The 25,243-nt window shown below is 38.9% G+C and carries 28 protein-coding genes; 24 read left to right on the forward strand and 4 right to left on the reverse strand.

The window, feature by feature from the left end; all coding sequences use genetic code 11:
• Positions 1-3 precede the first annotated feature (3 nt).
• The 20 genes from fliO to AC27H3_RS13205 all read left to right on the forward strand — a co-directional run bounded on the left by fliO (position 4) and on the right by AC27H3_RS13205 (position 19,190).
• Entirely contained in the window at positions 4-576 is a 573-nt protein-coding gene (fliO, locus tag AC27H3_RS13110; RefSeq protein WP_487106853.1) for a flagellar biosynthetic protein FliO, read from the forward strand.
• Entirely contained in the window at positions 560-1,357 is a 798-nt protein-coding gene (gene fliP / locus AC27H3_RS13115; RefSeq protein WP_487106854.1) for a flagellar type III secretion system pore protein FliP, read from the forward strand. The genes fliO and fliP overlap by 17 nt, the downstream gene beginning before the upstream one ends.
• The gene (fliQ, locus tag AC27H3_RS13120; protein ID WP_085301644.1) at positions 1,357-1,626 is read left to right on the forward strand and encodes a flagellar biosynthesis protein FliQ; all 270 of its coding nucleotides are present in this window, start codon (positions 1,357-1,359) and stop codon (positions 1,624-1,626) included. Before fliP ends, fliQ begins: the two co-directional genes overlap by 1 nt.
• 2 nt (positions 1,627-1,628) lie before the next feature.
• Positions 1,629-2,414, forward strand: coding sequence for a flagellar biosynthetic protein FliR (gene fliR / locus AC27H3_RS13125; protein WP_487106856.1), 786 nt, complete (start codon positions 1,629-1,631; stop codon positions 2,412-2,414).
• Positions 2,414-3,544 carry a flagellar biosynthesis protein FlhB gene (gene flhB, locus AC27H3_RS13130; RefSeq protein WP_487106858.1) on the forward strand — a complete coding sequence of 377 codons (1,131 nt, stop codon included), beginning with the start codon at positions 2,414-2,416 and terminating at the stop codon, positions 3,542-3,544. The genes fliR and flhB overlap by 1 nt, the downstream gene beginning before the upstream one ends.
• Positions 3,545-3,858: 314 nt before the next feature.
• Complete coding sequence (flhA, locus tag AC27H3_RS13135) at positions 3,859-5,961, forward strand: flagellar biosynthesis protein FlhA (RefSeq protein ID WP_487106860.1); 2,103 nt, start codon at positions 3,859-3,861, stop codon at positions 5,959-5,961.
• A 42-nt stretch (positions 5,962-6,003) separates the two neighbouring features.
• The gene (flhF, locus tag AC27H3_RS13140) at positions 6,004-7,560 is read left to right on the forward strand and encodes a flagellar biosynthesis GTPase FlhF (protein WP_487106862.1); all 1,557 of its coding nucleotides are present in this window, start codon (positions 6,004-6,006) and stop codon (positions 7,558-7,560) included.
• Between the two features lie 76 nt (positions 7,561-7,636).
• A complete protein-coding gene (locus AC27H3_RS13145) occupies positions 7,637-8,479 on the forward strand; it encodes a MinD/ParA family protein (RefSeq protein ID WP_085301649.1) in 843 nt (280 codons plus the stop codon).
• 18 nt (positions 8,480-8,497) lie between these two features.
• Entirely contained in the window at positions 8,498-9,214 is a 717-nt protein-coding gene (locus AC27H3_RS13150; RefSeq protein ID WP_487106912.1) for an RNA polymerase sigma factor FliA, read from the forward strand.
• Positions 9,215-9,276: 62 nt separating this feature from the next.
• Positions 9,277-9,660, forward strand: coding sequence for a chemotaxis response regulator CheY (gene cheY, locus AC27H3_RS13155; protein WP_487106864.1), 384 nt, complete (start codon positions 9,277-9,279; stop codon positions 9,658-9,660).
• A 30-nt stretch (positions 9,661-9,690) separates the two neighbouring features.
• Positions 9,691-10,434, forward strand: coding sequence for a protein phosphatase CheZ (locus AC27H3_RS13160; RefSeq protein WP_487106866.1), 744 nt, complete (start codon positions 9,691-9,693; stop codon positions 10,432-10,434).
• Positions 10,435-10,447: 13 nt separating this feature from the next.
• A complete protein-coding gene (locus tag AC27H3_RS13165; protein ID WP_487106868.1) occupies positions 10,448-12,553 on the forward strand; it encodes a chemotaxis protein CheA in 2,106 nt (701 codons plus the stop codon).
• A gap of 44 nt (positions 12,554-12,597) precedes the next feature.
• The gene (locus tag AC27H3_RS13170) at positions 12,598-13,728 is read left to right on the forward strand and encodes a protein-glutamate methylesterase/protein-glutamine glutaminase (RefSeq protein ID WP_487106870.1); all 1,131 of its coding nucleotides are present in this window, start codon (positions 12,598-12,600) and stop codon (positions 13,726-13,728) included.
• Positions 13,721-14,467, forward strand: coding sequence for a flagellar motor protein (locus AC27H3_RS13175; protein WP_085301654.1), 747 nt, complete (start codon positions 13,721-13,723; stop codon positions 14,465-14,467). The genes AC27H3_RS13170 and AC27H3_RS13175 overlap by 8 nt, the downstream gene beginning before the upstream one ends.
• Entirely contained in the window at positions 14,464-15,453 is a 990-nt protein-coding gene (locus tag AC27H3_RS13180) for a flagellar motor protein MotB (RefSeq protein WP_085301655.1), read from the forward strand. The genes AC27H3_RS13175 and AC27H3_RS13180 overlap by 4 nt, the downstream gene beginning before the upstream one ends.
• A 12-nt stretch (positions 15,454-15,465) precedes the next feature.
• On the forward strand, positions 15,466-16,242 hold the full coding sequence (locus AC27H3_RS13185) for a ParA family protein (protein WP_085301656.1): 777 nt from the start codon (positions 15,466-15,468) through the stop codon (positions 16,240-16,242).
• 4 nt (positions 16,243-16,246) lie between these two features.
• Entirely contained in the window at positions 16,247-17,143 is an 897-nt protein-coding gene (locus AC27H3_RS13190) for a chemotaxis protein CheW (protein ID WP_085301657.1), read from the forward strand.
• Between the two features lie 76 nt (positions 17,144-17,219).
• The gene (locus AC27H3_RS13195) at positions 17,220-17,714 is read left to right on the forward strand and encodes a chemotaxis protein CheW (RefSeq protein ID WP_085301658.1); all 495 of its coding nucleotides are present in this window, start codon (positions 17,220-17,222) and stop codon (positions 17,712-17,714) included.
• Between the two features lie 57 nt (positions 17,715-17,771).
• Positions 17,772-18,239, forward strand: coding sequence for a DUF2802 domain-containing protein (locus AC27H3_RS13200; protein ID WP_085301659.1), 468 nt, complete (start codon positions 17,772-17,774; stop codon positions 18,237-18,239).
• A 150-nt stretch (positions 18,240-18,389) separates the two neighbouring features.
• Positions 18,390-19,190, forward strand: coding sequence for an MlaA family lipoprotein (locus tag AC27H3_RS13205; RefSeq protein WP_233131324.1), 801 nt, complete (start codon positions 18,390-18,392; stop codon positions 19,188-19,190).
• A gap of 39 nt (positions 19,191-19,229) precedes the next feature.
• On the opposite strand, the gene AC27H3_RS13210 is transcribed toward AC27H3_RS13205, so the two are convergent.
• On the reverse strand, positions 19,230-19,538 hold the full coding sequence (locus AC27H3_RS13210; protein ID WP_085301660.1) for a DUF6170 family protein: 309 nt from the start codon (positions 19,536-19,538) through the stop codon (positions 19,230-19,232).
• Positions 19,539-19,767: 229 nt separating this feature from the next.
• Here AC27H3_RS13210 and ribH point away from each other — a divergent pair, with 229 nt between their 5' ends.
• From ribH to AC27H3_RS13230, 4 genes are read left to right on the forward strand one after another with little or no spacing between them, the layout of a single operon-like run.
• Positions 19,768-20,232: a 6,7-dimethyl-8-ribityllumazine synthase gene (gene ribH, locus AC27H3_RS13215; RefSeq protein WP_085301661.1), complete on the forward strand. Its 465-nt coding sequence runs from the start codon at positions 19,768-19,770 to the stop codon at positions 20,230-20,232.
• 12 nt (positions 20,233-20,244) lie between these two features.
• Positions 20,245-20,661: a transcription antitermination factor NusB gene (nusB, locus tag AC27H3_RS13220; protein WP_085301662.1), complete on the forward strand. Its 417-nt coding sequence runs from the start codon at positions 20,245-20,247 to the stop codon at positions 20,659-20,661.
• A gap of 18 nt (positions 20,662-20,679) precedes the next feature.
• A complete protein-coding gene (thiL, locus tag AC27H3_RS13225; RefSeq protein ID WP_273311901.1) occupies positions 20,680-21,651 on the forward strand; it encodes a thiamine-phosphate kinase in 972 nt (323 codons plus the stop codon).
• 2 nt (positions 21,652-21,653) lie between these two features.
• On the forward strand, positions 21,654-22,124 hold the full coding sequence (locus AC27H3_RS13230; protein ID WP_273311903.1) for a phosphatidylglycerophosphatase A family protein: 471 nt from the start codon (positions 21,654-21,656) through the stop codon (positions 22,122-22,124).
• Between the two features lie 260 nt (positions 22,125-22,384).
• Here AC27H3_RS13230 and serA read toward each other — a convergent pair whose 3' ends face one another.
• The 3 genes from serA to AC27H3_RS13245 form a co-directional block, all read right to left on the reverse strand.
• Positions 22,385-23,614: a phosphoglycerate dehydrogenase gene (serA, locus tag AC27H3_RS13235; RefSeq protein ID WP_273311904.1), complete on the reverse strand. Its 1,230-nt coding sequence runs from the start codon at positions 23,612-23,614 to the stop codon at positions 22,385-22,387.
• A 110-nt stretch (positions 23,615-23,724) separates the two neighbouring features.
• Positions 23,725-24,381, reverse strand: coding sequence for a ribose-5-phosphate isomerase RpiA (gene rpiA / locus AC27H3_RS13240; RefSeq protein ID WP_487106874.1), 657 nt, complete (start codon positions 24,379-24,381; stop codon positions 23,725-23,727).
• A gap of 172 nt (positions 24,382-24,553) precedes the next feature.
• Positions 24,554-25,240 carry a 5-formyltetrahydrofolate cyclo-ligase gene (locus tag AC27H3_RS13245; RefSeq protein ID WP_487106876.1) on the reverse strand — a complete coding sequence of 229 codons (687 nt, stop codon included), beginning with the start codon at positions 25,238-25,240 and terminating at the stop codon, positions 24,554-24,556.
• Positions 25,241-25,243 lie beyond the last annotated feature (3 nt).

Genomic DNA, 25,243 nt, shown 5'->3' on the forward strand with positions numbered 1-25,243 from the left:
CTAATGAAACAAATTTTATCGGGCATACTTATCTGGTTAGCTTTTGTTGCACCTAGCTTTACTGCAGAAGTAGTGAGTGAAGAGTTAGCGAGTAATAAAGTAGCGAGTCATATATCATCAGTTGAAGTGCTATCAACCGCTGACGTACCTTCGGGAGAAAAATCGCCTAGTGCAGCAGAGATAGCAACCCCGGTAATAGAGAAAACAGCTCCAGTTGAAGTGGGGAAACATGTAGCCGCCAATATGGATGCCATGAGCATGATACTGTCATTACTGATGGTACTTGTGGTTATTATCATTAGTGCGGTTATTTTAAAGCGCTTTCAAGGTGTGCGCCATAGCATTAATGGGCTGAAAATAGTGACTAGTTTACATTTAGGCGCTAAAGAAAAGTTAGTTGTGGTACAAGCAGGAGAAAAGCAGCTTTTACTCGGCGTTACCACTCAACAAATTAGTTTACTAGAAACACTTGATGAACCCTTAATAAGTGCAAAAGAAAATAGCGTTGATTTTGCTCAGTCGATAGCGAAACTACTTAAACAAAAAGCGATAAAAACTTATGATAAACAAAAATAAAAAGTCATTATTATCATTAAACAAAATCGTAACTTTACTGGTTACGATTTTGTCGTTTTTACTCATCAGCAATAGCAGTTTTGCTGCTGACGATCTTTCGTTATCGGCATTAAAATTAACCACTAACCCTGATGGCTCGCAAGAATATTCAGTAACCTTACAAATATTAATTTTTATGACTGCGCTGAGCTTTATCCCTGCAGCAGTTATTATGATGACATCTTTCACCCGTATTGTGGTGGTTATGGCTATTTTGCGACAAGCTTTCGGCTTGCAGCAAACACCGTCAAACCAAGTCATTATTGGTATTACCTTATTTATGACATTGTTTATTATGACGCCGGTTTACAACGAAATTAATGAACGCGCGATTCAGCCCTATCTACAAGAACAACTCACTTCTGTTGAAGCAATTAACAAGGCAAAAGTTCCTTTACGTGCTTTTATGTTAGAGCAAACCCGTATTAAAGATCTTGATACATTGGCCCAAATGGCGGGTATTGAACAAGTCGACCAGCCTACTGATTTACCCATGACAGTTATTATTCCAGCCTTTGTGATTAGTGAGTTAAAAACGGCTTTTCAAATTGGTTTTATGTTATTCATTCCATTTTTAATTATTGATTTAGTGGTAGCGAGTATTTTAATGGCCATGGGTATGATGATGCTCTCGCCGATGATTGTATCTTTACCCTTTAAGTTAATGTTATTTGTGTTAATTGATGGTTGGAACTTAGTTATTGGTACATTAGCAACAAGTTATGGCATGGGAGCAACCTAATGGGTCCTGAGGTATTTGTTGATATTTTACGCGATGCGTTATTGCTCGTTATTATCTTGGTCAGTGCCGTTATTGTGCCCAGTTTAATTATTGGCTTGGTGGTTGCGGTGTTTCAAGCGGCAACCTCTATCAACGAACAAACTTTAAGTTTTCTACCACGTTTAATTGTAACGTTACTCGCGTTAATTATGGGCGGCCATTGGTTGGTGCAAAAATTGATGGATTATTCCATCAGACTCATTGGTAGTATTCCTAGTGTGGTGAGTTAACCATGGAGTTTACTGAGTCAGTTATTAACCAAAGTATGGCTGACTTTTTACTGCCGCTTGCGCGTATTTCAGCCATGGTTATGGCCATGATAGGGTTAGGCGCTAAAGCTATTCCTGGACGGGTTAAATTGTTTTTTTGTTTAGCCATTACTGTTGCTGTAATGCCTGCACTCCCTCCTGCTCGAGTTGACAATATGTTTTCACTCGCCACAGCCTTGCTTGTTGGCGAACAACTCATTATCGGCATCATGTTAGGTTTTGTCACCGTAATGGTGGTTAACACCTTTACTTTAGCCGGGCAAATTATTGCTATGCAAACCGGTTTAGGCTTTGCCTCTTTGGTCGATCCTGCCAGTGGTACCAGCGTGCCTGCAGTAGGGCAATTTTTCTTAATTCTATCTTCATTGTTATTTTGGGCGATGGATGGTCATTTAGCATATTTGCAATTTGTAGTTGCCAGCTTTGACACTATTCCTATTCCCGCACCTGAATTTTCCAGTATTAAGTTTAAAGAAATTGCTGAATGGGGAGGGTGGATGTTTGCTACGGCATTGTCACTGGCAATTGCACCTTTAACAGCCATGTTATTAATTAACTTCTCATTCGGTATTATGACCCGAGCAGCGCCTCAACTGAATATATTCGCCATTGGTTTCCCTATTACCATGTGTGCAGGTTTATTAATTATGTGGCTCACCATGGGTAATTTTTATAGTCACTTTGTTATGCAGTGGCAACGGGCTTTAGATTTTAGCTGTTACCTGATTGACTGTGGAGCAACGCCCTAATGGCTGAGTCAGACAGCGGTGAAAAAACCGAAGAACCCACAGCGAAAAAACTTTCCGATGCAAAAAAGAAAGGTCAAATTGCCCGTTCAAAAGATTTAGGAACCATGTTTGTATTGGTTGGCGCTGCTTTAGCGATTATGTTAATGGGGAGTTCTTTGGTTACCGGTTTGTCTACAATGATGAAGCGATTATTTAGCTTAAACCGAAAAGAAACCATGGATGTACATGCGTTATATCAAGTAGCAAGCGACGGAGTAAGTTCAATAATAGTGCCCTTTCTTTGGATACATATTATTATCGTTATAGCCGCCTTAATCGGTAATATGATATTGGGCGGGATCAGTTTTTCTTGGCAAGCTATGGCCCCTAAAGCAAGCAAGTTATCGCCAATGGCAGGCTTTAAACGAATGTTTGGCGTGCAAGCTTATGTTGAGCTTATTAAATCTATTCTCAAATTTTTTGTGGTATTTATTTCAGCTTATTTACTGTTAAGTGGTTTGTTTGATCAAATAGTAAATTTAAGCACAGAAAACATCCCTAATAACTTTTCTCATGCCGTTTCATTACTGATGTGGATGTTTCTAGCTTTGGCACTCTCTATTGGCATTATTGTTGTTATTGATGCGCCATACCAAGTTTGGAACCACAATCGCCAACTGAAAATGAGCAAGCAAGAAATTAAAGACGAAATGAAGAACTCTGAAGGTAGCCCTGAAACTAAAGGCCGCGTGAGAAGAGCACAATATGAAATGTCGCAACGACGCATGATGCAAGATGTCCCGAGTTCTGACGTGGTTATCACTAACCCAACGCATTATTCTGTGGCACTTAAATACGATGCTGAAGTCGGTGGAGCACCTATATTGGTTGCTAAAGGGATTGATGAAATGGCCCTGCATATTCGCACCATAGCCAAAGAGCACAATATTGAGATTATCGCATCTCCAGCCTTAGCAAGATCGCTCTATTACACCGCCGAGCCCAACGAAGAAATTCCAGAACAATTATTCGCAGCTGTTGCACAAATCCTCGCATTTATTTTCCAATTAGACGCACATAAAAAAGGTAAGGCAAGCCGACCAAAAGCCGTAGCCAAAAACCTCCCCATTCCCGATGATTTTAGATATTAAAAAAATAAAGATAAGCTGTCAGTTTTAAGCTATCAGCTATCAGTTAAAGGATGTTAGTTTTAAGTTTGAAGCTGTCTCTCTGTCTTAACTGACAGCTTAAAACTGATAGCTTACAGCTTTTGTATTCGTCTTTCAGTTTGAAGATAGTTCAAGAACAAAAGCAGCTGACAACTTAAAACTGTCTATCTGTCTTAACTGACAGCTTAAAACTGATAGCTTACAGCTTTTGTATTCGTCTTACAGCTCTTCTCTCCGTTAGTTGGTCTGATTATTGCTTTTGTACAGTTATGTCAAAAAATTATCCTTAAGAGCTCATGCAGTTAGCCGCTACTTTTAATAATATAAAGAAACAAAAACTTAACCTACTTTCAGGGCTAGGTACGCCATTTCTTGTCATGGCGGCACTGGGTATGGTTATTTTACCTATGCCGGCGATGTTGCTTGATATTTTATTCTCTTTCAACATCGCGCTGTCTTTGGTGGTGTTATTAATTACGGTTTATACCCTCAAGCCACTTGAGTTTGGCTCTTTCCCTGCGGTGCTCTTAATTGCCACTATTTTGCGTTTAGCACTTAATGTTGCAAGTACTCGAGTTGTTTTATTGGAAGGTCATGAAGGACCAGATGCAGCCGGTAAAGTCATTGAAGCATTTGGCTCGGTTGTTATCGGTGGAAACTATGCCGTTGGTTTAGTGGTATTTGCCATTCTTATTATTATCAATTTTGTTGTGGTAACAAAAGGTGCGGGTCGTATTGCTGAAGTTACCGCACGATTCACACTCGATGCTATGCCTGGTAAACAAATGGCGATCGATGCAGACTTAAATGCTGGTTTTATTACTGCTGATCAAGCTCGCGAACGTCGAGTTGAAGTCACCAGCGAAGCCGATTTTTATGGTTCAATGGATGGTGCTAGCAAATTTGTTAAAGGCGATGCCATCGCTGGTATTTTAATTTTATTTATCAATATTGTTGGTGGTTTAATCATCGGCATGGTTCAGCATGACTTATCGTTTGATAGTGCGGTTGAAATTTATACCTTACTTACGATTGGTGATGGTTTAGTTGCACAAATTCCTGGCTTACTATTATCTGTTGGTACAGCCATAGTCGTAACACGTCAAAACACTTCTCAAGACATGGGCGAACAAGTTAGTAGCCAACTTGGTCAAGGGAAATCACTTTACATCGCAGCAGGTGTTATGTTCGTTATGGGCATAGTGCCGGGTATGCCGCATCTTGCCTTTTTAACTTTTGCGGTATTAATTGCTGGTATCGCATTCTTTAGTAACAAATATAAAGTCGCCAAAGCCGCACAATTGGTTGAAGACACTCACGCAGAAGAAGCGCAAACCATAAAACAAGAAGCTGAGGTTAAAGACCTTGGTTGGGATGATGTTAATCATGTTGACATTATTGGTCTTGAAATAGGTTATCGACTTATTCCATTAGTAGATAAAGCTCAAGGCGGAGAGCTACTTAACCGTATTAAAGGGGTTAGGAAAAAACTTTCACAAGAGTTCGGCTTCTTGGTGCCAGCCGTACATATTCGTGACAACTTGGATTTAGACCCGAATAGCTACCGTATATCATTAATGGGCGTTACCGTTGGCGAGGCGGAAATTCGCCACGATAATGAGTTAGCGATAAACCCAGGCCAAGTGTTTGGTAAGCTTGAGGGTATTGCAACAAAAGACCCAGCCTTTGGTTTAGATGCCGTATGGATCAAGCAAGATCAACGAGAACATGCACAATCATTAGGTTATACGGTTGTTGACTCAGCAACCGTGTTGGCAACTCATTTAAGCCAAATTTTAACCAACAACACAGCACAATTGTTAGGGCATGAAGAAGTACAAAACTTACTTGATATGCTTGAGAAAAGTTATCCGAAGCTTATTGAAGGGCTTATTCCAGACGTATTATCGTTAGGCACTATCGTAAAAGTATTGCAAAACTTAATGAACGAAGGCGTTGCGGTGCGTGATATGCGCAGCATAATTCAAACATTAGTTGAATACGGCCCTAAGAGCCAAGACCCTGAAGTGTTAACCGCCGCAGTGCGTATAACCTTGCGTAAATTTATTGTTCAAGAGCTCGTAGGACCAACCGTTGAAGTACCTGTCATAACTTTGTCACCAGAGTTGGAACAAATGTTGCACCAGTCTATGCAAATGGCTGGAGACGATGGCGCAGGTATCGAACCAGGCTTAGCAGAACGATTACAAAAATCTTTGACCGACGGTGCACAACAGCAAGAAATGGCTGGCGACACACCTATTTTATTAACGTCAGGCATTTTACGTTCGGTACTTGCTAAGTTTGTTAAATATACCATCCCGGGGTTACGTGTTATTTCTTATCAAGAAATTCCGGATGACAAACAAATTAAAATTGTTAGTGCTATTGGCCAGTAAAAAATATTTCAACGTAGTTGTACTGAATGATAAGGGTTGGCGATGAAAATTAGACGTTATGTAGCAAAAGATATGAGAACTGCACTCGCGCAAATTAAAGATGAGTTGGGTGTAGATGCAGTAATTATGTCAAATAAAAAGATTGCTGAAGGTGTCGAATTAATGGCTGCGGTAGATTATAACCAAAATATTAAACCTGTTGAGTCGAAACAAGAAAATAGCGCTGCAAGCCCAGAGCCAAACGCATTCAATAATAGCCAACCAGCGAGCCGGGTTGATATAGCTGAAGACACTGTCGCCATCAGCAGCGCCCCACAAGCTGCGGAGCAAACCTCAAATGTACCTGTTGACAGTTTAGCTGCGTTATTAAGCAGACAAGTTCAGCAAAATGGCTATGATAAAGCACCGGCCACACGTGCGTTCAATAGTAATATAGAAAATTCAGCCGTTAACGTAACCACGCATTCAGCTGTAAAACCTAATGCTGCTGAACAAGTTGCCGAACAAGATATTGAACAACAGTTTAAAAACTTTACTTCTCGTTTAGAGCAAAGCTCAGCTTTTGAGCCTAGCAACGACTTCCCTAATCAACAACAAGCTAGTATTAATCATTCAGCAAACTTAAATAATGATTTTGAAAACAAGCCTGCTCCTAGTGAACGTCAAATAAGTGGCAGTGAGTTTGAAAACATGCAAAAAGAAATGTCGTCTATTCGCCAGTTATTAGAGCATCAAATGTCTGGATTAATGTGGCAAGACATGGCACAAAAAGATCCAATGCGTGCGTTACTCGTCAACAAATTAATGGCGATGGGTTTAAATGAACAAGTGGCAGATCAAATTGCGGGTTACATTCCTGCTAATAGTGAAGAAAAAGACGCATGGCAACAAGCAAAACATATTATAGCGGAACAATTAAACACAACGAATAACGATATTATTCAGCGCGGTGGCGTAGTTTCTCTTGTCGGTCCTACTGGTGTTGGCAAAACAACAACCATTGCAAAGTTAGCGGCTCGTTTTGCACAAGCACATGGTGCTGATCAAGTGGTATTAATTTCAACTGACAGTTACCGCATTGCTGGATTTGAACAACTTGCCACCTACGGGCGCATTATTGGCTGCCAAGTAAAACTTGCTAATGACGGCAATGAACTAGACACCTTGTTACAACAGTTTTCGCAAAAGAAATTAATCCTAATAGATACCGCGGGTATGGGGCAAAGAGATATGCGATTGACTGAGCATTTGACTACCTTAATTTCTAATGCGCGTGTTAGAATTCGTAATTACCTAGTGTTAGCAGCCAATACACAACAACGTGTTATGCAAGAAAATGTTGAACGTTTTAAACGTATTCCTCTTGCCGGTTGCATCTACACTAAATTAGATGAGAGTCTTAGTGCTGGTGAAATTATCACTACCTCACTACAAAATGGATTAGCTATTGGCTATCTTACTGATGGACAAAGAGTTCCAGAAGATATTAAGGTTGCAAATGCTGAGAAATTAGTTACGCTTGCAGATAGAATGGCAAATAAGTCTCAAAGCTCAAATGCTGTTTCTTGGCGCACACCCGTAACAGCTGTTGCAGTTTAGTCGCCTTTAAATTGGCAGAGCAATTATACTGATTGAATATTTATGTCAATTGGTATTATATAGAGAAATTACTTAGATGATAGATCAAGCGAGCGGCTTAAGAAAAATGCAAGATCCCCAACAAATTAAAGTCATAGCAGTGTCAGGTGGTAAAGGTGGCGTTGGCAAAACCAATGTCTCATTAAATACTGCTATTTCCCTAGCTAAACTAGGCAAGCGCGTACTCGTGCTAGATGCTGATTTAGGTTTAGCGAATGTTGACGTTATGCTAGGTTTACGGGTGCAACGAAACTTGTCTCACGTATTATCTGGCGAATGTGAACTGGACGATATTATTATCCAAGGTCCAGGTGGTATCAATATAATTCCCGCGACATCGGGCACACAATCTATGGTAGATTTAACGCCTGCTGAACATGCTGGGCTAATACGTGCCTTTAGCGATATGCAAACCAAATTTGATATTTTAATTGTTGATACAGCCGCTGGTATCTCCGATATGGTTTTGAGTTTTTGTCGAGCATCTCAAGACGTATTATTGGTTGTATGTGACGAACCTACTTCAATTACAGACTGTTATGCACTTATGAAGCTGTTAAGTCGCGATCACGGCTTATTCAAATTCAAAGTAGTGGCGAATATGGTGCGCAGTGCCAAAGAAGGCCAAAACTTATTTGCCAAGCTTTCAAAAGTTACCGATAGATTTTTAGATGTAACTTTAGAGCTTGTTGCCGTAGTACCCTTTGATGAAAATATTCGCAAATCAGTGAGAAAACAACAAGCAATTGTTGAAGCATATCCTGACTCCCCTGCATCTATTGGCTTTAAATCTCTTGCCAAAAATATTATCAGCTGGCCAGTGCCCAAAGAGGCTTCAGGACATTTAGAGTTTTTTATCGAGCAATTGCTAGAACACTAACAACCAAAAAAGTGAGCTATAGTGGGAAAACTACATACTTATAGTGTTGATAAATCGGCTTTGTTAGAACAACACACGGTGCTTGTAAAGCGTATCGCTTATCATTTACTTGCCCGATTACCCGCTAGTGTAATTGTTGATGACCTTATCCAATCAGGCATGATAGGCCTACTTGAAGCATCAAACAACTTTGACAATACCAAAGGTGCCAGCTTTGAAACTTTCGCTGGCATTCGCATTCGTGGTGCTATGTTAGATGAGATCCGACGCGGTGACTGGGTGCCTCGTTCAGTGCATAAAAATAGCCGTATGGTCAGTGAAGCAATAAAAAACTTAGAAGCTGAGCACGGTCGCGATGTGAGCGACTATGAAGTTGCTGAAAAATTAGAACTTTCAATTAATGAATATCATCAAATTTTAAACGAAGTCAGTGCAGGGAAAATACTCGGTATTGATGATTTAGGTGTGAGTGAAGATGTTATTGAAGTTGCTCATAGTCAGCAGCCAGATGAACCGTATGCTAATATTGAACAGAGCTTTTTCAAAAAGTCATTAGCTGAATGTATTTCCTCTTTACCCGAACGAGAAGCTTTAGTACTGTCATTGTATTATGATGAAGAGCTTAACCTTAGAGAAATAGGGCAAGTTCTTGACGTGAGTGAGTCTCGGGTTAGCCAAATACACAGTCAGGCGATGCATCGCTTAAAAGCACGTATGCAATCTTGGCAAAGTTAAGTAGAATAGTTAACTATAATAATAGAAACGTAGAAATTTAAATGTTCTCACCGGAGGGTGCCTTGGATAAAAATATGAAAGTACTTGTTGTTGATGATTTTTCAACAATGAGACGAATAATCAAAAACTTGTTACGTGACTTAGGTTTTACCAATATTTCAGAAGCAGACGACGGCAACACAGCACTGCCGATGCTTAAAGATGGTAACTTTGAGTTTGTTGTTACAGACTGGAATATGCCTGGCATGCAAGGTATTGATTTACTTAAAGCCATAAGAGCAGACAGTAACTTATCTCACATACCGGTATTAATGGTGACAGCTGAAGCTAAGAAAGAACAAATTATCATGGCGGCGCAAGCCGGTGTTAACGGCTATATTGTAAAACCATTTACGGCAGCAACGTTAAATACCAAGCTTGACAAAATATTCGAACGTCTTGGTTAATTATCAATTTTTGTTAGGCAAGGCTGTTTTATGAGTACAAAAACTAATGTCCATATTTCTTTAGAGCAAGCAAAGTTATTGGTTGAATACATTGAGTCTGATCAACAAGCTAAAGCGAATGAATTAATAGCAGAAATTCAAAGCCCAATTAATTCTGAACTATTCGAAGAAATAGGTAAGTTAACCCGCCAATTACATGACTCTTTGAATAACTTTCAAATTGATGAACGTTTAAATGATTTAGCGACAGCAGATATTCCTGACGCTAAAGAAAGGTTGAATTTTGTTATTAGTCATACTGAAGAAGCTGCTAATAAAACTATGGACGCCGTTGAAGCAATATTTCCGGTAGTTGATGGTATTCAAAAGCAAATTAGTACGGTTAATCCGCTGTGGCAAAAATTAATGCACAATGATCTTGATGTCGTTGAATTTAAAGCTTTATGTCAAGATATTGATGTATTATTGAAAACAACTGAAAAAGAAAGCAGTAAAATTCATCGCTTAATGACAGATGTTTTAATGGCACAAGACTTTCAAGATCTTACAGGCCAAGTTATTCGAAAAGTAATTGATTTGGTACGCGAGGTTGAAGAAAGCTTAATTTACATGTTAACCGCTTTTGGTATGTCATCAGAGAAAAATAAATCTGACCAGCTTCCTAAAGTAGGTGAAAATTTAGTTGAAGGCCCAATTATTAACAGCGAAAACCGCCAAGATGTTGTGTCAGGTCAAGACGACGTTGATGATTTATTATCAAGTTTAGGTTTTTAACAGGAGTTATTAAATGTCATTTGAACAAGATGAGGAAATTCTTCAGGATTTTTTAATTGAAGCTGGAGAAATACTTGAAACCTTGTCGGAGCAATTAGTTGAGCTTGAAAATGATCCTAATAATGCCGAGCTACTTAACGCTATTTTTAGGGGCTTTCATACGGTAAAGGGCGGCGCCGGATTTTTATCACTTACTGAGTTGGTAGAAACTTGCCATGGTGCTGAAAATGTTTTTGATACCTTAAGAAACCAACAGCGAGCGGTTACTTCAGAATTAATGGATGTGATCTTACAAGCATTAGATACCATTAATGAACAATTTGCCCAAGTGCAGAGTAAAGAAGCGTTATCAAAGCCAAACCCTGTTCTTATTACCGAATTACACCGATTATCTCAACCTGAAACTCAAGATGAGCAAGCCGCGCCGTTTGTTGATGCTTCTAATGAAGCCCCAGCTGAACCAACGGCTTCAAATGACGAAATGTCAGAAGATGAATTTGAGCGTTTATTAGACGAGCTTCATGGTGGTGGTTCACCAACTCCAAGTGCCCCTGTAGCGCCTAAAGCCCCAGTATCAAATAGTAATGATATTTCGGATGACGAATTTGAATCTTTATTAGATGAGCTTCATGGCAGAGGTTCATTTTCTTCAGATGTTAGCGCCCCAAGTCCGGCGCCAAAAGCTACTTCACCCGACGAAATAAATGATGCCGAGTTTGAGTCTTTGCTAGACGAACTCCATGGTAAAGGACAAGGCCCCAAGCCTGCAGCAGCGGCCGCTGAAAGTCCGGTCGAAAAACCAATAACACCACCAGCGGCAAATGTACCTGCCCCGAAAAGTCCTGAAGCTAAAGCTGAAGTAAAGCCTGTCGTTCAATCAGCATCGGAGGCAGGTGACAAAAAATCGGCACCAGCAAAACCAGCTCAAGCTGAAACAACCGTTAGGGTAGATACTAAGCGATTAGACCAAATTATGAATATGGTTGGTGAGTTAGTGCTAGTGCGCAACCGCTTAACTAGCCTGGGTTTGATCAAAGAAGACGAAGATTTAACTAAAGCAGTATCTAATTTAGATGCTGTAACAACTGATTTGCAAGGCGCGGTAATGAAAACGCGTATGCAGCCTATTAAAAAGGTTTTTGGCCGTTTTCCTCGGGTAGTACGTGATTTAGCACGTAGTTTAAATAAAGAAATTAAACTTATACTTGAAGGTGAAGAAACCGATTTAGATAAAAATTTGGTTGAAGCTCTTGCCGATCCATTAGTGCATCTTGTACGTAACTCGGTTGATCATGGTATTGAATCGCCAGATAAACGCGTTGCGGCAGGTAAGTCACGAGAAGGTGTTGTTGTATTATCGGCCTCACAAGAAGGTGATCATATTCTCCTCACTATTCGAGATGATGGTGCAGGCATGAACGCAAATAAACTAAAAGAAATTGCCATTGAACGAGGCGTTTTAGATGTCGATGCAGCCGCACGAATGTCTGATAAAGAAGCTTTTAGTTTAATTTTTGCTCCAGGGTTTTCAACTAAAACTGAAATTTCAGAAGTTTCTGGCCGTGGCGTTGGTATGGATGTGGTAAAAACCAAAATTACCCAACTTAATGGCACCGTTAATATCGACTCAGAAATGGGTGTTGGCACCATACTAGAAATTAAAGTGCCATTAACATTAGCAATATTACCGACATTAATGGTTGTCATTGGCAAGCAAACTTTTGCGCTACCTTTAGCTGCTGTGAATGAAATATTCCACCTTGATTTAACCAAAACCAATGTAGTTGATGGGCAGCTAACCATAATAGTACGTGAGAAAGCGATTCCACTATTCTATCTTGATCAATGGTTAGTGCGAGATTACGTTGAAAAGCCTCGAGATCGTGGTCATGTGGTAATTGTACAATTAGGTAATCAGCAAATTGGTTTTGTTGTTGACAGTTTAATCGGCCAAGAAGAAGTTGTTATTAAACCTTTAGACAGATTATTACATGGTACACCGGGTATGGCAGGCGCAACCATTACCAGCGATGGTGGTATAGCGTTAATTATTGATGTACCTAACATGCTTAAATATTATTCTAAAAAATCGATACTGAATAAGAAGTTACGTTCATAATACGTTTTAATATTAAGTTAACAGCGACAGGAAGTAGATTGTAAATGTCTTTTAAAGTATTGGTGGTTGATGACTCCAGTTTTTTTCGACGCCGAGTAACGGACATTCTCAATAATGATCCTGAGCTTGAGGTTATCGATGTTGCTATAAATGGTTTAGAAGCAGTTAAAAAAGCAATTGCGCTAAAACCTGACGTAATAACCATGGATATAGAAATGCCGTTACTAAACGGCATTGACGCTGTTAAACAAATAATGGCGCAAGCTCCTACCGCTATAATTATGTTCTCTTCGTTAACGCATTCAGGTGCTAAAGCGACACTTGAAGCTTTAGATGCCGGTGCGTTGGACTTTCTACCGAAAAAATTCAATGAAATAGCCAAAACCACAGAAGATGCAGGAAGTTTATTACGACAACGTGTCAAACAACTGGCAAGAAAGAAAGGTGCAGCATTACCTAGAATTTCTACTTTTCGATCTCGAGCTGCAGTTGATGCTAAAGCTAATTCAGATAATACAATTTCAGCTAGAACATCAAAAGCGACTGCTGATATCGGCAAATATCCTAATGAAACCGTCAGTAAAAAAACAGATAAAAGTTATAAGCTTTTAGCTATAGGAACCTCCACCGGTGGGCCTGTGGCTTTACAGCAGCTACTCGTTCAATTACCAAAAGATTTTCCCTTACCTATTATTTTAATCCAACATATGCCAGCTACATTCACCTCAGCTTTTGCTAGTCGATTAAATACACTCTGTAAAATATCGATTAAAGAAGCAAGCTCTGGCGATATTTTAAAACCTGGACATGCTTATTTAGCGCCTGGCGGTAAGCAAATGATCATTGATGGTACAGAAAATGCAGCAAAATTAAGAATACTGGAAGATAATTCTGAGCGGATTGCTTTCAAACCTAGTGTTGATATTAGTTTTGCTTCAGCTGCTAAAGTTTTTGGCGGTAATGTTTTAGGGGTAATACTCACCGGAATGGGTGCCGATGGTCGTGATGGTTCGCGGTTGTTAAAAAATAAAGGTGCTACTATCTGGTCACAAGATGAAGAGTCTTGTGTGGTATATGGTATGCCGCAAGCAGTTACCGTGGCAGGAATATCAGAACGTTCACTGGCGATTGACAGCTTTCCATCTGCAATTCTTAAGGAAATACAGCATGGATAAACTAAGTATATCAGGCTTGTTAATTGCCATTTTGGCGATATATTTGGGCTTTATAATTGATGGCGGTTCAATTTCTTCATTATTAGAATTACCCGCATTTATTATTGTTTTTGGTGGCACGCTAGGCGCAGTTATGCTGCAGTCATCACAGGTTCAATTCTTACACGCTATTACATTACTAAAATGGTTGTTTGTACCACCTAAATATGATGTTGAGCAAGGTATAGAATCAATTGTTGAATGGGCTGAAAAAGCACGAGAATCTGGTTTTTTATCTTTAGAGTATATTGCCGAAGAAGAGAACGATTTTTTTGTGAATAAAGGCTTAAATTTACTGGTTGACGGTGCCGAAGTTGAAAACCTAAGGGTTTCACTTGAGTTAGATTTAGATTTATACCGAGAACACAATTTACGCTCTGCACACGTTTTTGAATCTATGGGAGGTTATAGCCCAACAATAGGTATTTTAGGTGCGGTACTTGGCTTAATTCATGCCATGTCGAATTTAGCTGATCCTGAGTTACTAGGGCAAGGTATTGCCACAGCATTTGTTGCCACCATTTATGGTGTTGGATTTGCAAACTTAATATATTTACCGATTGCGAATAAAATTAAAGCGATTGTTCATCAACAAACCATGTATCGTGAAATGATGACAGAAGGAATAATCGCTATAGCTTTAGCAGAAAACCCACATGCCATTGAAAATAAGTTGTCGGCATTTCGGTTAGAACAATGAACCGTTTAAGAGCTCGTCGACATTTAGTTGAGCATGAAAATGTTGAGCGCTGGTTAGTCTCCTACGCAGATTATATGACATTATTGTTTGCGCTTTTTGTTGTGCTATATGCCATGGCAATGGTCAACGAAGAACCTTTTGAAACCGCCACAGAATCAATAGGTAAAGTATTTCAAGCTAATGAAGAGCAACCCAAAAATCGCGGCCATGGAGATGACATATTACCGGTAAATAGCGCTAAAACTAAAAAGCGTTTATACGGTAATGGCATTTTAACGGACGCTGGCCCTGAACTTGTAACAGGTGAAGTTACTTTATCAAATGTCTCAGATGCACAAGTAGGTACTACCTTAACGTCTTTAGAAAAAGACCTACATGAAGCATTATACGAATTAGTTGAGTCTGGTTATGCGCAATTGCAAATAGATGGCGATTGGTTAGAAATAGAATTAAATAGTGGCTTACTTTTTCCTAGTGGTTCTTCATCACCCACCAATGCCGCTAAAGATATATTGTTGGTTATTTATCAAGTTATTGCTGATGCTAGTAATTACATAAGAGTACGCGGATATACCGATAATCAAGCTATTGAAACAGAAATTTTCTCCTCTAATTGGGAATTATCGGTATTTAGAGCAACCGCAATTTTAAGAGAATTAGAAAAGCTATCTTTAAATCCTGCTCAAATGGCTATTGAAGGTTATGGACAATATTACCCAAGTGCAGATAATGCCACAGCCACTGGACGGGCAAAAAATCGCCGCGTTGTCATTGCCATTTCTAAATACGGCCTCGAAAAAGCTAATTTATTGGCAACACCTACTATTTCCGTTAAAGATGTTGAAGCCATTAAAAATATTGCTACTGAGCAAGATGATGAAATTCGCATTATTAGGCTTGAAAATGGTGGCATTCGCATAACAACAAGAGCGGAAGCTAATAACACCGAAGCCACTAATCCAACGGAAGAAAAAGAAAATGAATAATAGGAATTACGCTTGGTAGTTTGGACGGTTGCAAATCAAAAAGGTGGAGTAGGCAAAACTACCACCACGATAGCCTTGGCTGGATTATTAGCAGAACAAGGGCACCGTGTGTTGCTTGTTGACACCGACCCGCATGCCTCATTAAGTTATTATTTTGGTATTGAGTCTGAAGACTTAGAGTTAAGTGTTTATGATTTGTTTATGCAAGCTGCAAATAAAGAGCAAATTATGCAGAGCATGTGTCCCTCAAGTTACGAAAATATTGATATATTGCCGGCAACTATGGGGCTAGCGACTCTTGACCGTTCACTGGGTAACAAAGGCGGTATGGGGTTAGTATTAAAGAAAGCATTACAGGCAATTAAGAATGAATATGATTATGTCTTGATTGATTGCCCGCCTGTTTTAGGGGTGTTAATGGTAAATGCACTTGCCGCCAGTGATAGAATTATTGTGCCAGTACAAACTGAATTTTTGGCACTTAAAGGTTTAGACCGGATGATGAAAACATTAGATATCATGCAAGGGCAGCAACCCTCAGCGTTTAAATATACCATAGTACCAACCATGTTTGATAAACGCACAAAAGCATCTATATTAACTTATCAAAAACTCTTAAGAGCATACGGCGAAGCTGTTTGGACAGCTGTAATACCTATTGATACCAATTTTCGAAATGCCAGTAATGCGCAAAAAGTACCTTCAGACTTCGCGCCTAAGTCTCGTGGTATTCTCGCGTATCGAGATTTATTAACCTATCTAGTTAACTTAACTACACAGAGTAAGTAAGCACATGTCAAAATCTTTAGCAGCAAGTAAAAAATTAATGCAAAGCTATTTGTCAGAATTGCTTAATGAAGACGTAGAGCCAAAACTTGCGCCTCAAGCTAAAGAAAGCTCAGTATTGCCAGTAAAAGAAAAACAAGCACAACCATTAGAAAGTTTGCTCAATAATGCTAGTTTGTTGCAAATTGCCCAAGAGGCTGAAGAAACAGTACAAATTAAACCTTTATCATCAGCAAAAGCTAGCAATAAAGACTTACTTGAAAAATCAAAGGCTGAAGAACCACAAGTTAAAATAGAGCACGCTAACACAATACACAACGACACTATTTCACCTAGTATAAAATCGAAAGTGGCGATTAAAGAGCCCAACGTCGATGTTAATGTCAAAAATGCTGATGAAATTAAAACCCGTAAAAGCTTAGGTGGGTTCACAGAAAGCAAACCGCTAAGTTATCGCCAAGGCGATTTTCAAGCCATGTTCTTCGAAGTTGCTGGTTTAATCGTTGCAGTGCCACTTGTTGAGCTGGGTGGTATACATAGTAATAATAAAGCCACGCCACTGATGGGCAAGCCTGATTGGTTTAAAGGCGTTATGCTACACCGAGACGAAAAAATTAATGTCGTTGATACCGCGCTTTGGGTAATGCCTGAGAAATGTGACCAAGCATTGCTATCGGCACTTAATTATCAATACATTATTATGCTGAACAATTCTGAATGGGGTTTATCGGCTGAAAAATTGATAGATACCGTAACGTTAAAGCAAGAAGACGTTAAATGGTTAGATACGCCAAACAAGCGTCCATGGCTTGCTGGACTGGTAAAAAACCGTATGTGTGCACTGTTAGATGTTGATTCCTTAATTAAGTTATTGGAAAAAGGTGCAAATATAAAGCAAGATTAATTGATGAATTTAATCTTGCCAGTATACTTAGAGCATAAGAACTTTAGTTAAATAGAAATTTAAAGAGGTCAGCAGTATGTCTGATGAAAGACGCAATGCAAGTGAACGTGTAGATATTAATGATGAAGTTCTCCAATGGGTAACGTTCAAACTTGATAGCGAAACCTATGGTATAAACGTAATGCAAGTCCAAGAAGTGTTACGTTATACAGAAATAGCCCCTGTTCCTGGCGCTCCTGTATACGTTATGGGTATTATTAATCTTCGTGGCAATGTTGTTACCGTTATCGATACTCGCGCAAGATTTGGGCTTGAATCTGCAGGTATTACAGATAACACACGTATTGTGATCATTGAAGCTGACAGCCAAGTTATTGGTATTTTAGTTGATAGCGTTGCAGAAGTTGTTTATTTACGCGCTTCAGAAATAGACGTGGCACCCAATGTAGGTAACGATGAAAGTGCTAAGTTTATTCAAGGTGTATCTAATCGAGAAGGTGAACTGCTTATTTTAGTTGATTTAAATAAACTACTTTCAGATGACGAATGGGATGAATTAAAACAATTCTAACCATAACCAATCAGCCTGCCTTAGCGGGCTTTTATTTCTAGCGAAGCCAATAGTACTATGGAAAATATTCCTGCAAACTTAATCAGTTTAATCGCATTTGCCATTGTTATGCTTGTTGCCATGCTTTTATTGGCACTTAAAAATCGTTTTGCTCAACAAATCTCAGCATTAAAACTTCAAATACAAAGCCAAGATCTACAATTAATAGAATTGCAAAATTTGCTCGCTAGTAGTGAATTACAATTAAAAGCCATTCAACAACAATGTAATGACTCGCAATTAGAAAATGAACAAGTCAGTAAGCAGCTAGAACATCGTATCAAAGTAGCTCAAGAGCAGTTTACTAATCAATTTGAAACTATAAATCAGCTTTTACATCAACAACCTGAAGACAAGCTTTACTCACGTGCACAAAAATTAGTTGAACTCGGTGCCGATATAACCGAAATTATGCGTGAATGTGATATACCACGAGCAGAAGCAGAAATGCTCCTCGCAGTACATCGAAAAAATGTGGCTGAATAATTAAAAGCATTACGATGTTTTGCTAAATTTGAACGCCAATTACATTTTTAAATTAAACTCCTCAAGCTCACATGATAAACTAATCGATATAACTTAAATTTATGCTTAACCGTGGCGTATGGCTATTGGTTAAATAACAAGGAACCTGTCGTGAACAGTTCAAAAAAGATTACAATAATAAAGCCGATAAAATTAAATTTGAAAATGTTGTTTGTAATCATATTTTCTATATTTGTCAGCGCATGTTCATCAACACCTTCTAACGAAAAATCTGTATCAGATCCCAAAGATCCACTCGAAGCAATAAATCGACCTTTTTGGACATTTACCTGGGACTATGCTGATAAATATGTCTTTAAACCTGCTTCAGAAGGTTATGTAGAATACGTACCAACAGACTTACGCGCAGGCGTATATAACATGGCATTAAACTTAAATGAGCCATCAACAATCATTAACCACTTGTTACAAGCAAAGTTTACTGAAGCCGCTAAATCTACCGGACGTTTTGTTTTAAACTCTACTATCGGTCTTTTAGGTTTTTTCGACCCAGCAAGTGATTTTGGTTGGAACCGCAAAGAAGAAGAGTTTGGCGAAGTACTTGGCAGCTACGGCGTTGGCGATGGGCCATTTTTAATGGTGCCTGCTTTAGGTCCTTCTTCAGTACGTGAAGAAGTCGGCGACTTTGTTGATAGTTATTATTGGCCACTTGCCATTATAGACTTTTGGCCTAACTTAGTGCGTGCAGGTATTATCGGTTTAGAAACCAGAGCATCGCTTGCTGATCAGGAAAGTATCATTAAAGATTCTATCGACCCGTACGAATTTGTTAAAAATGCTTACTTTCAAAATATGCAATTCAAAGTTTATGATGGCAACCCACCGATTGAAGTTGACCAAGCAGAAGAAGAAAACATTGACGCCTATCTAGAAGAGCTAGAAGGCATGTAAAGTTAACTTCCTACAGTAAAGTTAGAAATAAGAAGCGAACTATTGTTCGCTTTTTTGATATTGAGCGATGGCTTTATCAAGGTATTTAACAGAGAAGTGAAGCATGATAGGTCTTAGCAGTATGAAGTACGCCGTTAATACAATCACTACCGATGCTGCTAGCGCTAATCCTTGCAAATTAGCAATAAATAGAAAGGGCGGGATCAGCAAGGCGAGTTTAATGATGTTTAATACGAACTTTTCAGGTGCAGAAAGCTTAGCCTGCGCTAAAGTTAAAATGGCTTGTCGTTGATGTAAACTAAACGCTTGTAGTGCCGGTATTTTGTTAGAAGAAAAATAAATAGTCATAAAGTTTCAATTCAGTATTCGCATAAAGCAAATATATCACTTTGATACAAAAATGACACTTAATGTGCCACGAGCAAATAAAATAGTTAACCTCATATTAAAGTGATACTCCCAAGCGTAAAACAAAGCCGTTCATTATTTAATTTTAGATAAATTTGTTAAAACGAGTTCCTCAGTGGCGTGCAATTTGCTAGAATTGCCGAAAATTTTATCAGTAGGTGATTTTTAAATGAATATCATAGAAGCTAACTTTGATGCAACCGGTAAGAAATTCGCAATTGTAGTATCTCGCTTTAACAGTTTTGTTGTTGAGAGTTTACTTGAAGGTGCAGTAGATGCACTTAAACGTCACGGAAATGTTGCAGAAAGCGATATTACCGTTATTCGTGTTCCAGGTGCATATGAGTTACCTGTAGCCGCTAAAAAAATCGCTGCTAAAGGCGGTTACGATGGCATAATTGCTATTGGCGCTGTTATTCGTGGTGGCACACCGCATTTTGATTTTGTTGCAGGCGAATGTAATAAAGGTTTAGCACAAGTTGCAATGGAGTACACATTACCCGTGGCATTTGGTGTTATTACTACAGACACTATTGAGCAAGCTATTGACCGTGCAGGCCTTAAAGTAGGTAATAAAGGCGCTGAAGCAGCGTTAAGTGCATTAGAAATGGTTAATGTGCTCGATAAGTTATAACAGGAAACTATTGTGAAACCATCACCTAGAAGAAAAGCCAGAGAATTGGCAGTACAAGCGGTTTATTCTTGGCAGCTAAGCCAAAATAATGTTGCTGAAATCGAGTTAAACTTTTTAACTGATAACAGCGCTCGTCGTTTCGACATCCCATACTTTCAACAATTATTTAATGGTGTAACAACCAACGTTGGTAGTATTGATGACAAAATAGCCCCACATGTTGATCGTCCATTAGATGATGTTGACCATGTTGAAAAAGCTGTTCTTCGTGTTGCGGTTTATGAGCTAACAAACTGTTTAGATGTACCTTATCGTGTCATTATCAATGAAGCGATTGAACTAGCTAAATCGTTTGCGGCTGACGATAGTCATAAATTTGTAAACGGCGTGTTAGACAAAGTCGTTAAGCTTGTTCGCCCGAACGAATAGTATAAAACTGGTTGTAATATGAAAGAGTTTGAATTGATCAAACGCTACTTTAGTGAGCAGATGATTAAACGCAAGGATGTTGTGCTTGGCATAGGAGATGACTGTGCAATAGTTACTCCTTCTGAGCGTCAGAATATTGCAATTACTACCGACACCTTGGTCGCTGGCGTACACTTCCCGCATGAAACTAGTGCACGCGCGATCGGCCATAAGTCGATTGCTGTAAACCTATCCGATCTAGCTGCTATGGGCGCTGAGCCTACTTGGATTTCATTGGCCATTACATTACCTGAAGTTGATGTAAAGTGGGTTGAAGAATTTTGTAAAGGGGCATTTGAATTGTGCGAGTTTTATAACGTGCAATTAATTGGTGGCGATACCACACAAGGCCCTTTAAGCATTACACTTACCGCTCAAGGTTTAGTACCTCATAATACCCACCTTAAGCGTTCTGGTGCAAAAGCGGGTGATTGGATCTATGTTACCGGTGAAATTGGCGATGCAGCCTTAGCACTTAAACATATATTTAAAGAGGTAAATGTTGCCCCTGAATATAGAGCAAGTGTACAAAAAAGTTTAGATTTTCCAACGCCTAGAATACTTGCAGGCCAAGCACTACGTAATTATGCAAGTTCTGCTATAGATCTTTCAGACGGATTAATTGCCGATTTAGGGCATATCTGTACTGCCTCTAAAGTAGGCGCTAATATTGTGCTCGACGACTTGCCTATTTCTAACGCATTGCGTGATACTGTCGGGCTAGAAAAAGCCTACGAAATGACGTTATCAGGTGGCGATGATTACGAGTTATTATTTACCGTTTCTGAAGATAATAAAGTCGGTATGGAAACTGCGTTAGCGAATACCAGTAATACAATTACCTGTATTGGTCAAATTAATGGTAGTGAAAAAATCACTACCACGCTAAACAGCAAACCCGTTGCTATTAGTACAAGCAGTTTTGAGCACTTCTCTGGTAGTAAAGCCTGAATATGACAAAATCTACGGCAAATTTTCGCCTTTTAAATCCTGTGCACTTTTTAGCGTTAGGTTTTGGTAGTGGTTTAGCACCAAAAGCACCAGGCACTTTTGGTACGCTAGCGGCTGTACCTTTGTTTTTATTAATGGCGCCGTTAAGTACGAATATTTACTTGTTGCTGTTAGTAATAATGAGCCTTGCTGGTATTTATATTTGTGGAAAAGCAGCAGAAGATGCTGGTGTGCCAGATCATGGCGCTATCGTATGGGACGAAATTGTTGGTTTGTTGATCACTATGTGCTTAATGCCAGTAACTTGGCAAACATTGCTGGTTGGTTTTGCTTTATTTCGTTTTTTCGATATTTTAAAACCTTGGCCTATTTCCTTTATCGATAAAAACTGTCATGGCGGTTTTGGCATTATGCTTGACGATATAGTGGCAGGTATTGCTGCTTGGGCGTGTATGATGCTTATTTTTTATTAAAACCAAAGCATCAGTAATACCAATTGAAATAAATAATCAATCATTTTAAGGCGGTCTAAATCGTCAATAACTGCGTTGTTTTCAATCCCAATAGCCCGCTATTGCTCAATCAAACGCCTTATTATTGAACAATTTATCCTCGCTTAAAATTGGTCAATAACTTATTACATTTGGTATCAAGTATTTATAAAGCGTTCAAATGTAATTAAAAAAGCCAAAGAAGTTATTCTTTGGCTTTTTCGTTTTAGTTATTGGTTAAATTAATTTAACAACCTAACTCTAATAGTCGCTTCAATTTGCTTTAACTCTTTAAGGGCTAATTCGCGGCTTTCAACTTCAATATCGATAACTACATAACCAATTTGTTCAGCGGTTTGTAAATATTGTGCAGCAATGTTGATATTGTGTTTAGCAAACATTTGGTTAATTTGAGTTAATACGCCCGGCTTGTTGTGGTGAATATGTAATAAACGACTCGTACCAACATGACCAGGTAGCGATACTTCAGGGAAGTTAACCGCAGACAAGGTTGAGCCATTATCTGAATATTTCGCTAGTTTACTGGCTACTTCAAGACCAATGTTTTCTTGAGCTTCTTTAGTACTACCACCAATATGAGGCGTTAAAATAACATTGTCAAAAGCGCGCAATGGGCTAACAAACTCTTCTTCGTTGCCTTTAGGTTCAACCGGAAAAACATCGATTGCGGCACCGGCAACTTTTTTACTGCTTAAAGCATCTGCTAAGGCATCGATATCAACCACAGTACCGCGAGATGCATTAATAAATATCACGCCGTCTTTCATCACTTCAAATTCAGCTGTACCCATCATGTTTTTAGTTTGAGGTGTTTCAGGCACATGTAAGCTTATAACGTCGGCTTCTTTTAATAATGCTGTCATTGTTGGTGCTTGGCTTGCGTTACCTAAAGGGAGCTTAGTTTCTATATCGAAAAAGCGAACTTTCATGCCTAACGTTTCCGCTAGAATGCCTAATTGCATGCCGATATGGCCATAACCAATAATACCTAGGGTTTTACCTCTAGCTTCAACTGAACCCGCAGCCGACTTATTCCAAACGCCACGATGTGCTTGGGCACTTTTTTCAGGAATACCGCGCAGCAACAATAACGTTTCACCTAAAACTAACTCTGCAACTGAGCGAGTATTTGAAAATGGTGCGTTAAATACGGGAATACCTAATGATTGAGCTGCAGCTTTATCGACTTGGTTGGTCCCAATACAAAAACAACCAATAGCAACTAGCTTTTTCGCATGGCTTAGTACTTTTGCATTCAAGTCTGTGCGAGAGCGTATGCCAATAAAGTGTACATTAGCAATTTTCTTAATAAGCTCGGCTTCTGAAAGGGAAGTTTTAAGATATTCAATATTTGAATAGCCTTTGTTTTTAAGCTCTTCAAGGGCGCTTTGATGAACCCCTTCTAAAAGTAATATCTTAATTTTATCTTTCGCTAGTGAATTATTGCTCATGGTTGTTAATCTTCTCTGGATCAAAAATTTACGTGTGCTAAACCTTAATTAAATAAGCGTTTAGATGGCTAGATACCTAAACTATCATATAGGGCATAAACTCTAAAGTGTTATTTTATTATTTTTGCACCGTCTTGTGTGCCGATAATTAATACATCAGCTGGACGATTAGCGAACAAACCATTAGTCACAACTCCTGCAATTGCATTAATGCTGTTTTCAAGGGCTTTAGGGTCGAGTATTTCTAGATTATGCACATCAAGAATAACATTGCTATTGTCGGTTATAACACCTTGACGATAAGCAGGATCACCGCCTAATTTAACTAATTCTCTCGCAACATAACTGCGCGCCATAGGAATAACTTCAACAGGTAATGGAAAGCGGCCTAATATAGGTACTTGTTTAGTATCGTCAGCAATACAAACAAAAGTTTTAGCAACTGCAGCAACAATTTTCTCGCGAGTAAGTGCAGCACCGCCGCCTTTAATCATATGCATATGTGGGTTAATTTCATCAGCGCCATCAACATAAACATCAATACCGTCAACATTGTTAAGTTCAAACACTTCTATGCCGTAAGACTTTAAGCGCTCGGTTGAAGCTTCTGAGCTCGACACCGCACCGACAATAGTTTCTTTAATGGTAGCAAGCGCATCAATAAAGTGATTTACCGTTGAGCCAGTACCTACGCCAACAATGGTATCTGCTTTAATATATTCTAGCGCTTTTACTGCTGCTGCTTTTTTCATTTCATCTTGAGTCATAATAGGCCTGTTAAAATCAGTTTTAAGTTATTAGGTGTCAGTTTTAAGTTATTAGCTGTCAGTTTTTAGTTATTAGGGGCCCGCTTTATGTTTTTGTCTTACTAAAGGCAGGCAACTCAAAACTAAAGATTACGCCAATATTATAACAATAGTATTAATATTGGCTTAGTCTTTATTTATCTAAATTGAGCTTATGTTTAGCTAAGGTTTTGCTAAGGTCAAACACATATTGTTTACTTGGCGTTACTATTTCTGGTAGTGGAATATCCCAAAGCTGAGAAGGTACATCTTCTATTAATTGAATATCATGTGCTAGGCCAATGGGGTAAGGCTTTAATGGTATTTTTTCATTAACATTTTTACCTTTCTGCTCACCGTTTTTGTTATCTTCAAGACAATATTTTTTGAACCATGTTGATAACGTTCTATCGTAAAATCCGCCGCCCATACCTAAGCGATTTCCTGTTTTGTCAAAAGCCACTAAAGGTGTAAAAATAATATCTATTTCATTAATATTTTTAATCAGGCGCACATCGAGCTTTGGTTCTAAAATACCGTACTTATTTGTTTGCATAATACTGCTTGGCTGATAATGCAAAAAGAGTAAATGCCCTGAGCTAAAGGGATGAAGCACAGGTAAATATACGTTTTTGTTATTTTGCCAACACCATTGAATAAAAAGCAGTGGGTCAAGCTCTCCATCGTTGGCTAAATACAATGCAATGTTATTTGCCGATAGCACATCAGGTCTTGCGGTTAATTGGTTGAGTAACTCACTCGATAGCTTTTGCTGCTCAATAATACTTAAGCTTTTTCGCTTTGCTCTGATTAACGATCTTATTTGGTTTCTAGTAGGCATAGT

The organism is Colwellia sp. NW0002-52-1 (genome assembly GCF_057550865.1).

What these genes read in the sequence shown, in the direction of transcription:
- AC27H3_RS13180 (WP_085301655.1), top strand. Translation starts at nt 14,464, where the DNA reads ATGAACCGTTTAAGAGCTCGTCGACATTTAGTTGAGCATGAAAATGTT.
- AC27H3_RS13200 (WP_085301659.1), top strand. Translation starts at nt 17,772, where the DNA reads ATGGAAAATATTCCTGCAAACTTAATCAGTTTAATCGCATTTGCCATT.
- AC27H3_RS13165 (WP_487106868.1), top strand. Translation starts at nt 10,448, where the DNA reads ATGTCATTTGAACAAGATGAGGAAATTCTTCAGGATTTTTTAATTGAA.
- ribH (WP_085301661.1), top strand. Translation starts at nt 19,768, where the DNA reads ATGAATATCATAGAAGCTAACTTTGATGCAACCGGTAAGAAATTCGCA.
- fliQ (WP_085301644.1), top strand. Translation starts at nt 1,357, where the DNA reads ATGGGTCCTGAGGTATTTGTTGATATTTTACGCGATGCGTTATTGCTC.
- AC27H3_RS13245 (WP_487106876.1), bottom strand. Translation starts at nt 25,240, where the DNA reads ATGCCTACTAGAAACCAAATAAGATCGTTAATCAGAGCAAAGCGAAAA.
- flhA (WP_487106860.1), top strand. Translation starts at nt 3,859, where the DNA reads ATGCAGTTAGCCGCTACTTTTAATAATATAAAGAAACAAAAACTTAAC.
- AC27H3_RS13145 (WP_085301649.1), top strand. Translation starts at nt 7,637, where the DNA reads ATGATAGATCAAGCGAGCGGCTTAAGAAAAATGCAAGATCCCCAACAA.
- flhB (WP_487106858.1), top strand. Translation starts at nt 2,414, where the DNA reads ATGGCTGAGTCAGACAGCGGTGAAAAAACCGAAGAACCCACAGCGAAA.
- AC27H3_RS13175 (WP_085301654.1), top strand. Translation starts at nt 13,721, where the DNA reads ATGGATAAACTAAGTATATCAGGCTTGTTAATTGCCATTTTGGCGATA.
- flhF (WP_487106862.1), top strand. Translation starts at nt 6,004, where the DNA reads ATGAAAATTAGACGTTATGTAGCAAAAGATATGAGAACTGCACTCGCG.
- AC27H3_RS13195 (WP_085301658.1), top strand. Translation starts at nt 17,220, where the DNA reads ATGTCTGATGAAAGACGCAATGCAAGTGAACGTGTAGATATTAATGAT.
- fliR (WP_487106856.1), top strand. Translation starts at nt 1,629, where the DNA reads ATGGAGTTTACTGAGTCAGTTATTAACCAAAGTATGGCTGACTTTTTA.
- fliP (WP_487106854.1), top strand. Translation starts at nt 560, where the DNA reads ATGATAAACAAAAATAAAAAGTCATTATTATCATTAAACAAAATCGTA.
- serA (WP_273311904.1), bottom strand. Translation starts at nt 23,614, where the DNA reads ATGAGCAATAATTCACTAGCGAAAGATAAAATTAAGATATTACTTTTA.
- AC27H3_RS13230 (WP_273311903.1), top strand. Translation starts at nt 21,654, where the DNA reads ATGACAAAATCTACGGCAAATTTTCGCCTTTTAAATCCTGTGCACTTT.
- AC27H3_RS13190 (WP_085301657.1), top strand. Translation starts at nt 16,247, where the DNA reads ATGTCAAAATCTTTAGCAGCAAGTAAAAAATTAATGCAAAGCTATTTG.
- AC27H3_RS13210 (WP_085301660.1), bottom strand. Translation starts at nt 19,538, where the DNA reads ATGACTATTTATTTTTCTTCTAACAAAATACCGGCACTACAAGCGTTT.
- fliO (WP_487106853.1), top strand. Translation starts at nt 4, where the DNA reads ATGAAACAAATTTTATCGGGCATACTTATCTGGTTAGCTTTTGTTGCA.
- rpiA (WP_487106874.1), bottom strand. Translation starts at nt 24,381, where the DNA reads ATGACTCAAGATGAAATGAAAAAAGCAGCAGCAGTAAAAGCGCTAGAA.
- AC27H3_RS13170 (WP_487106870.1), top strand. Translation starts at nt 12,598, where the DNA reads ATGTCTTTTAAAGTATTGGTGGTTGATGACTCCAGTTTTTTTCGACGC.
- AC27H3_RS13160 (WP_487106866.1), top strand. Translation starts at nt 9,691, where the DNA reads ATGAGTACAAAAACTAATGTCCATATTTCTTTAGAGCAAGCAAAGTTA.
- thiL (WP_273311901.1), top strand. Translation starts at nt 20,680, where the DNA reads ATGAAAGAGTTTGAATTGATCAAACGCTACTTTAGTGAGCAGATGATT.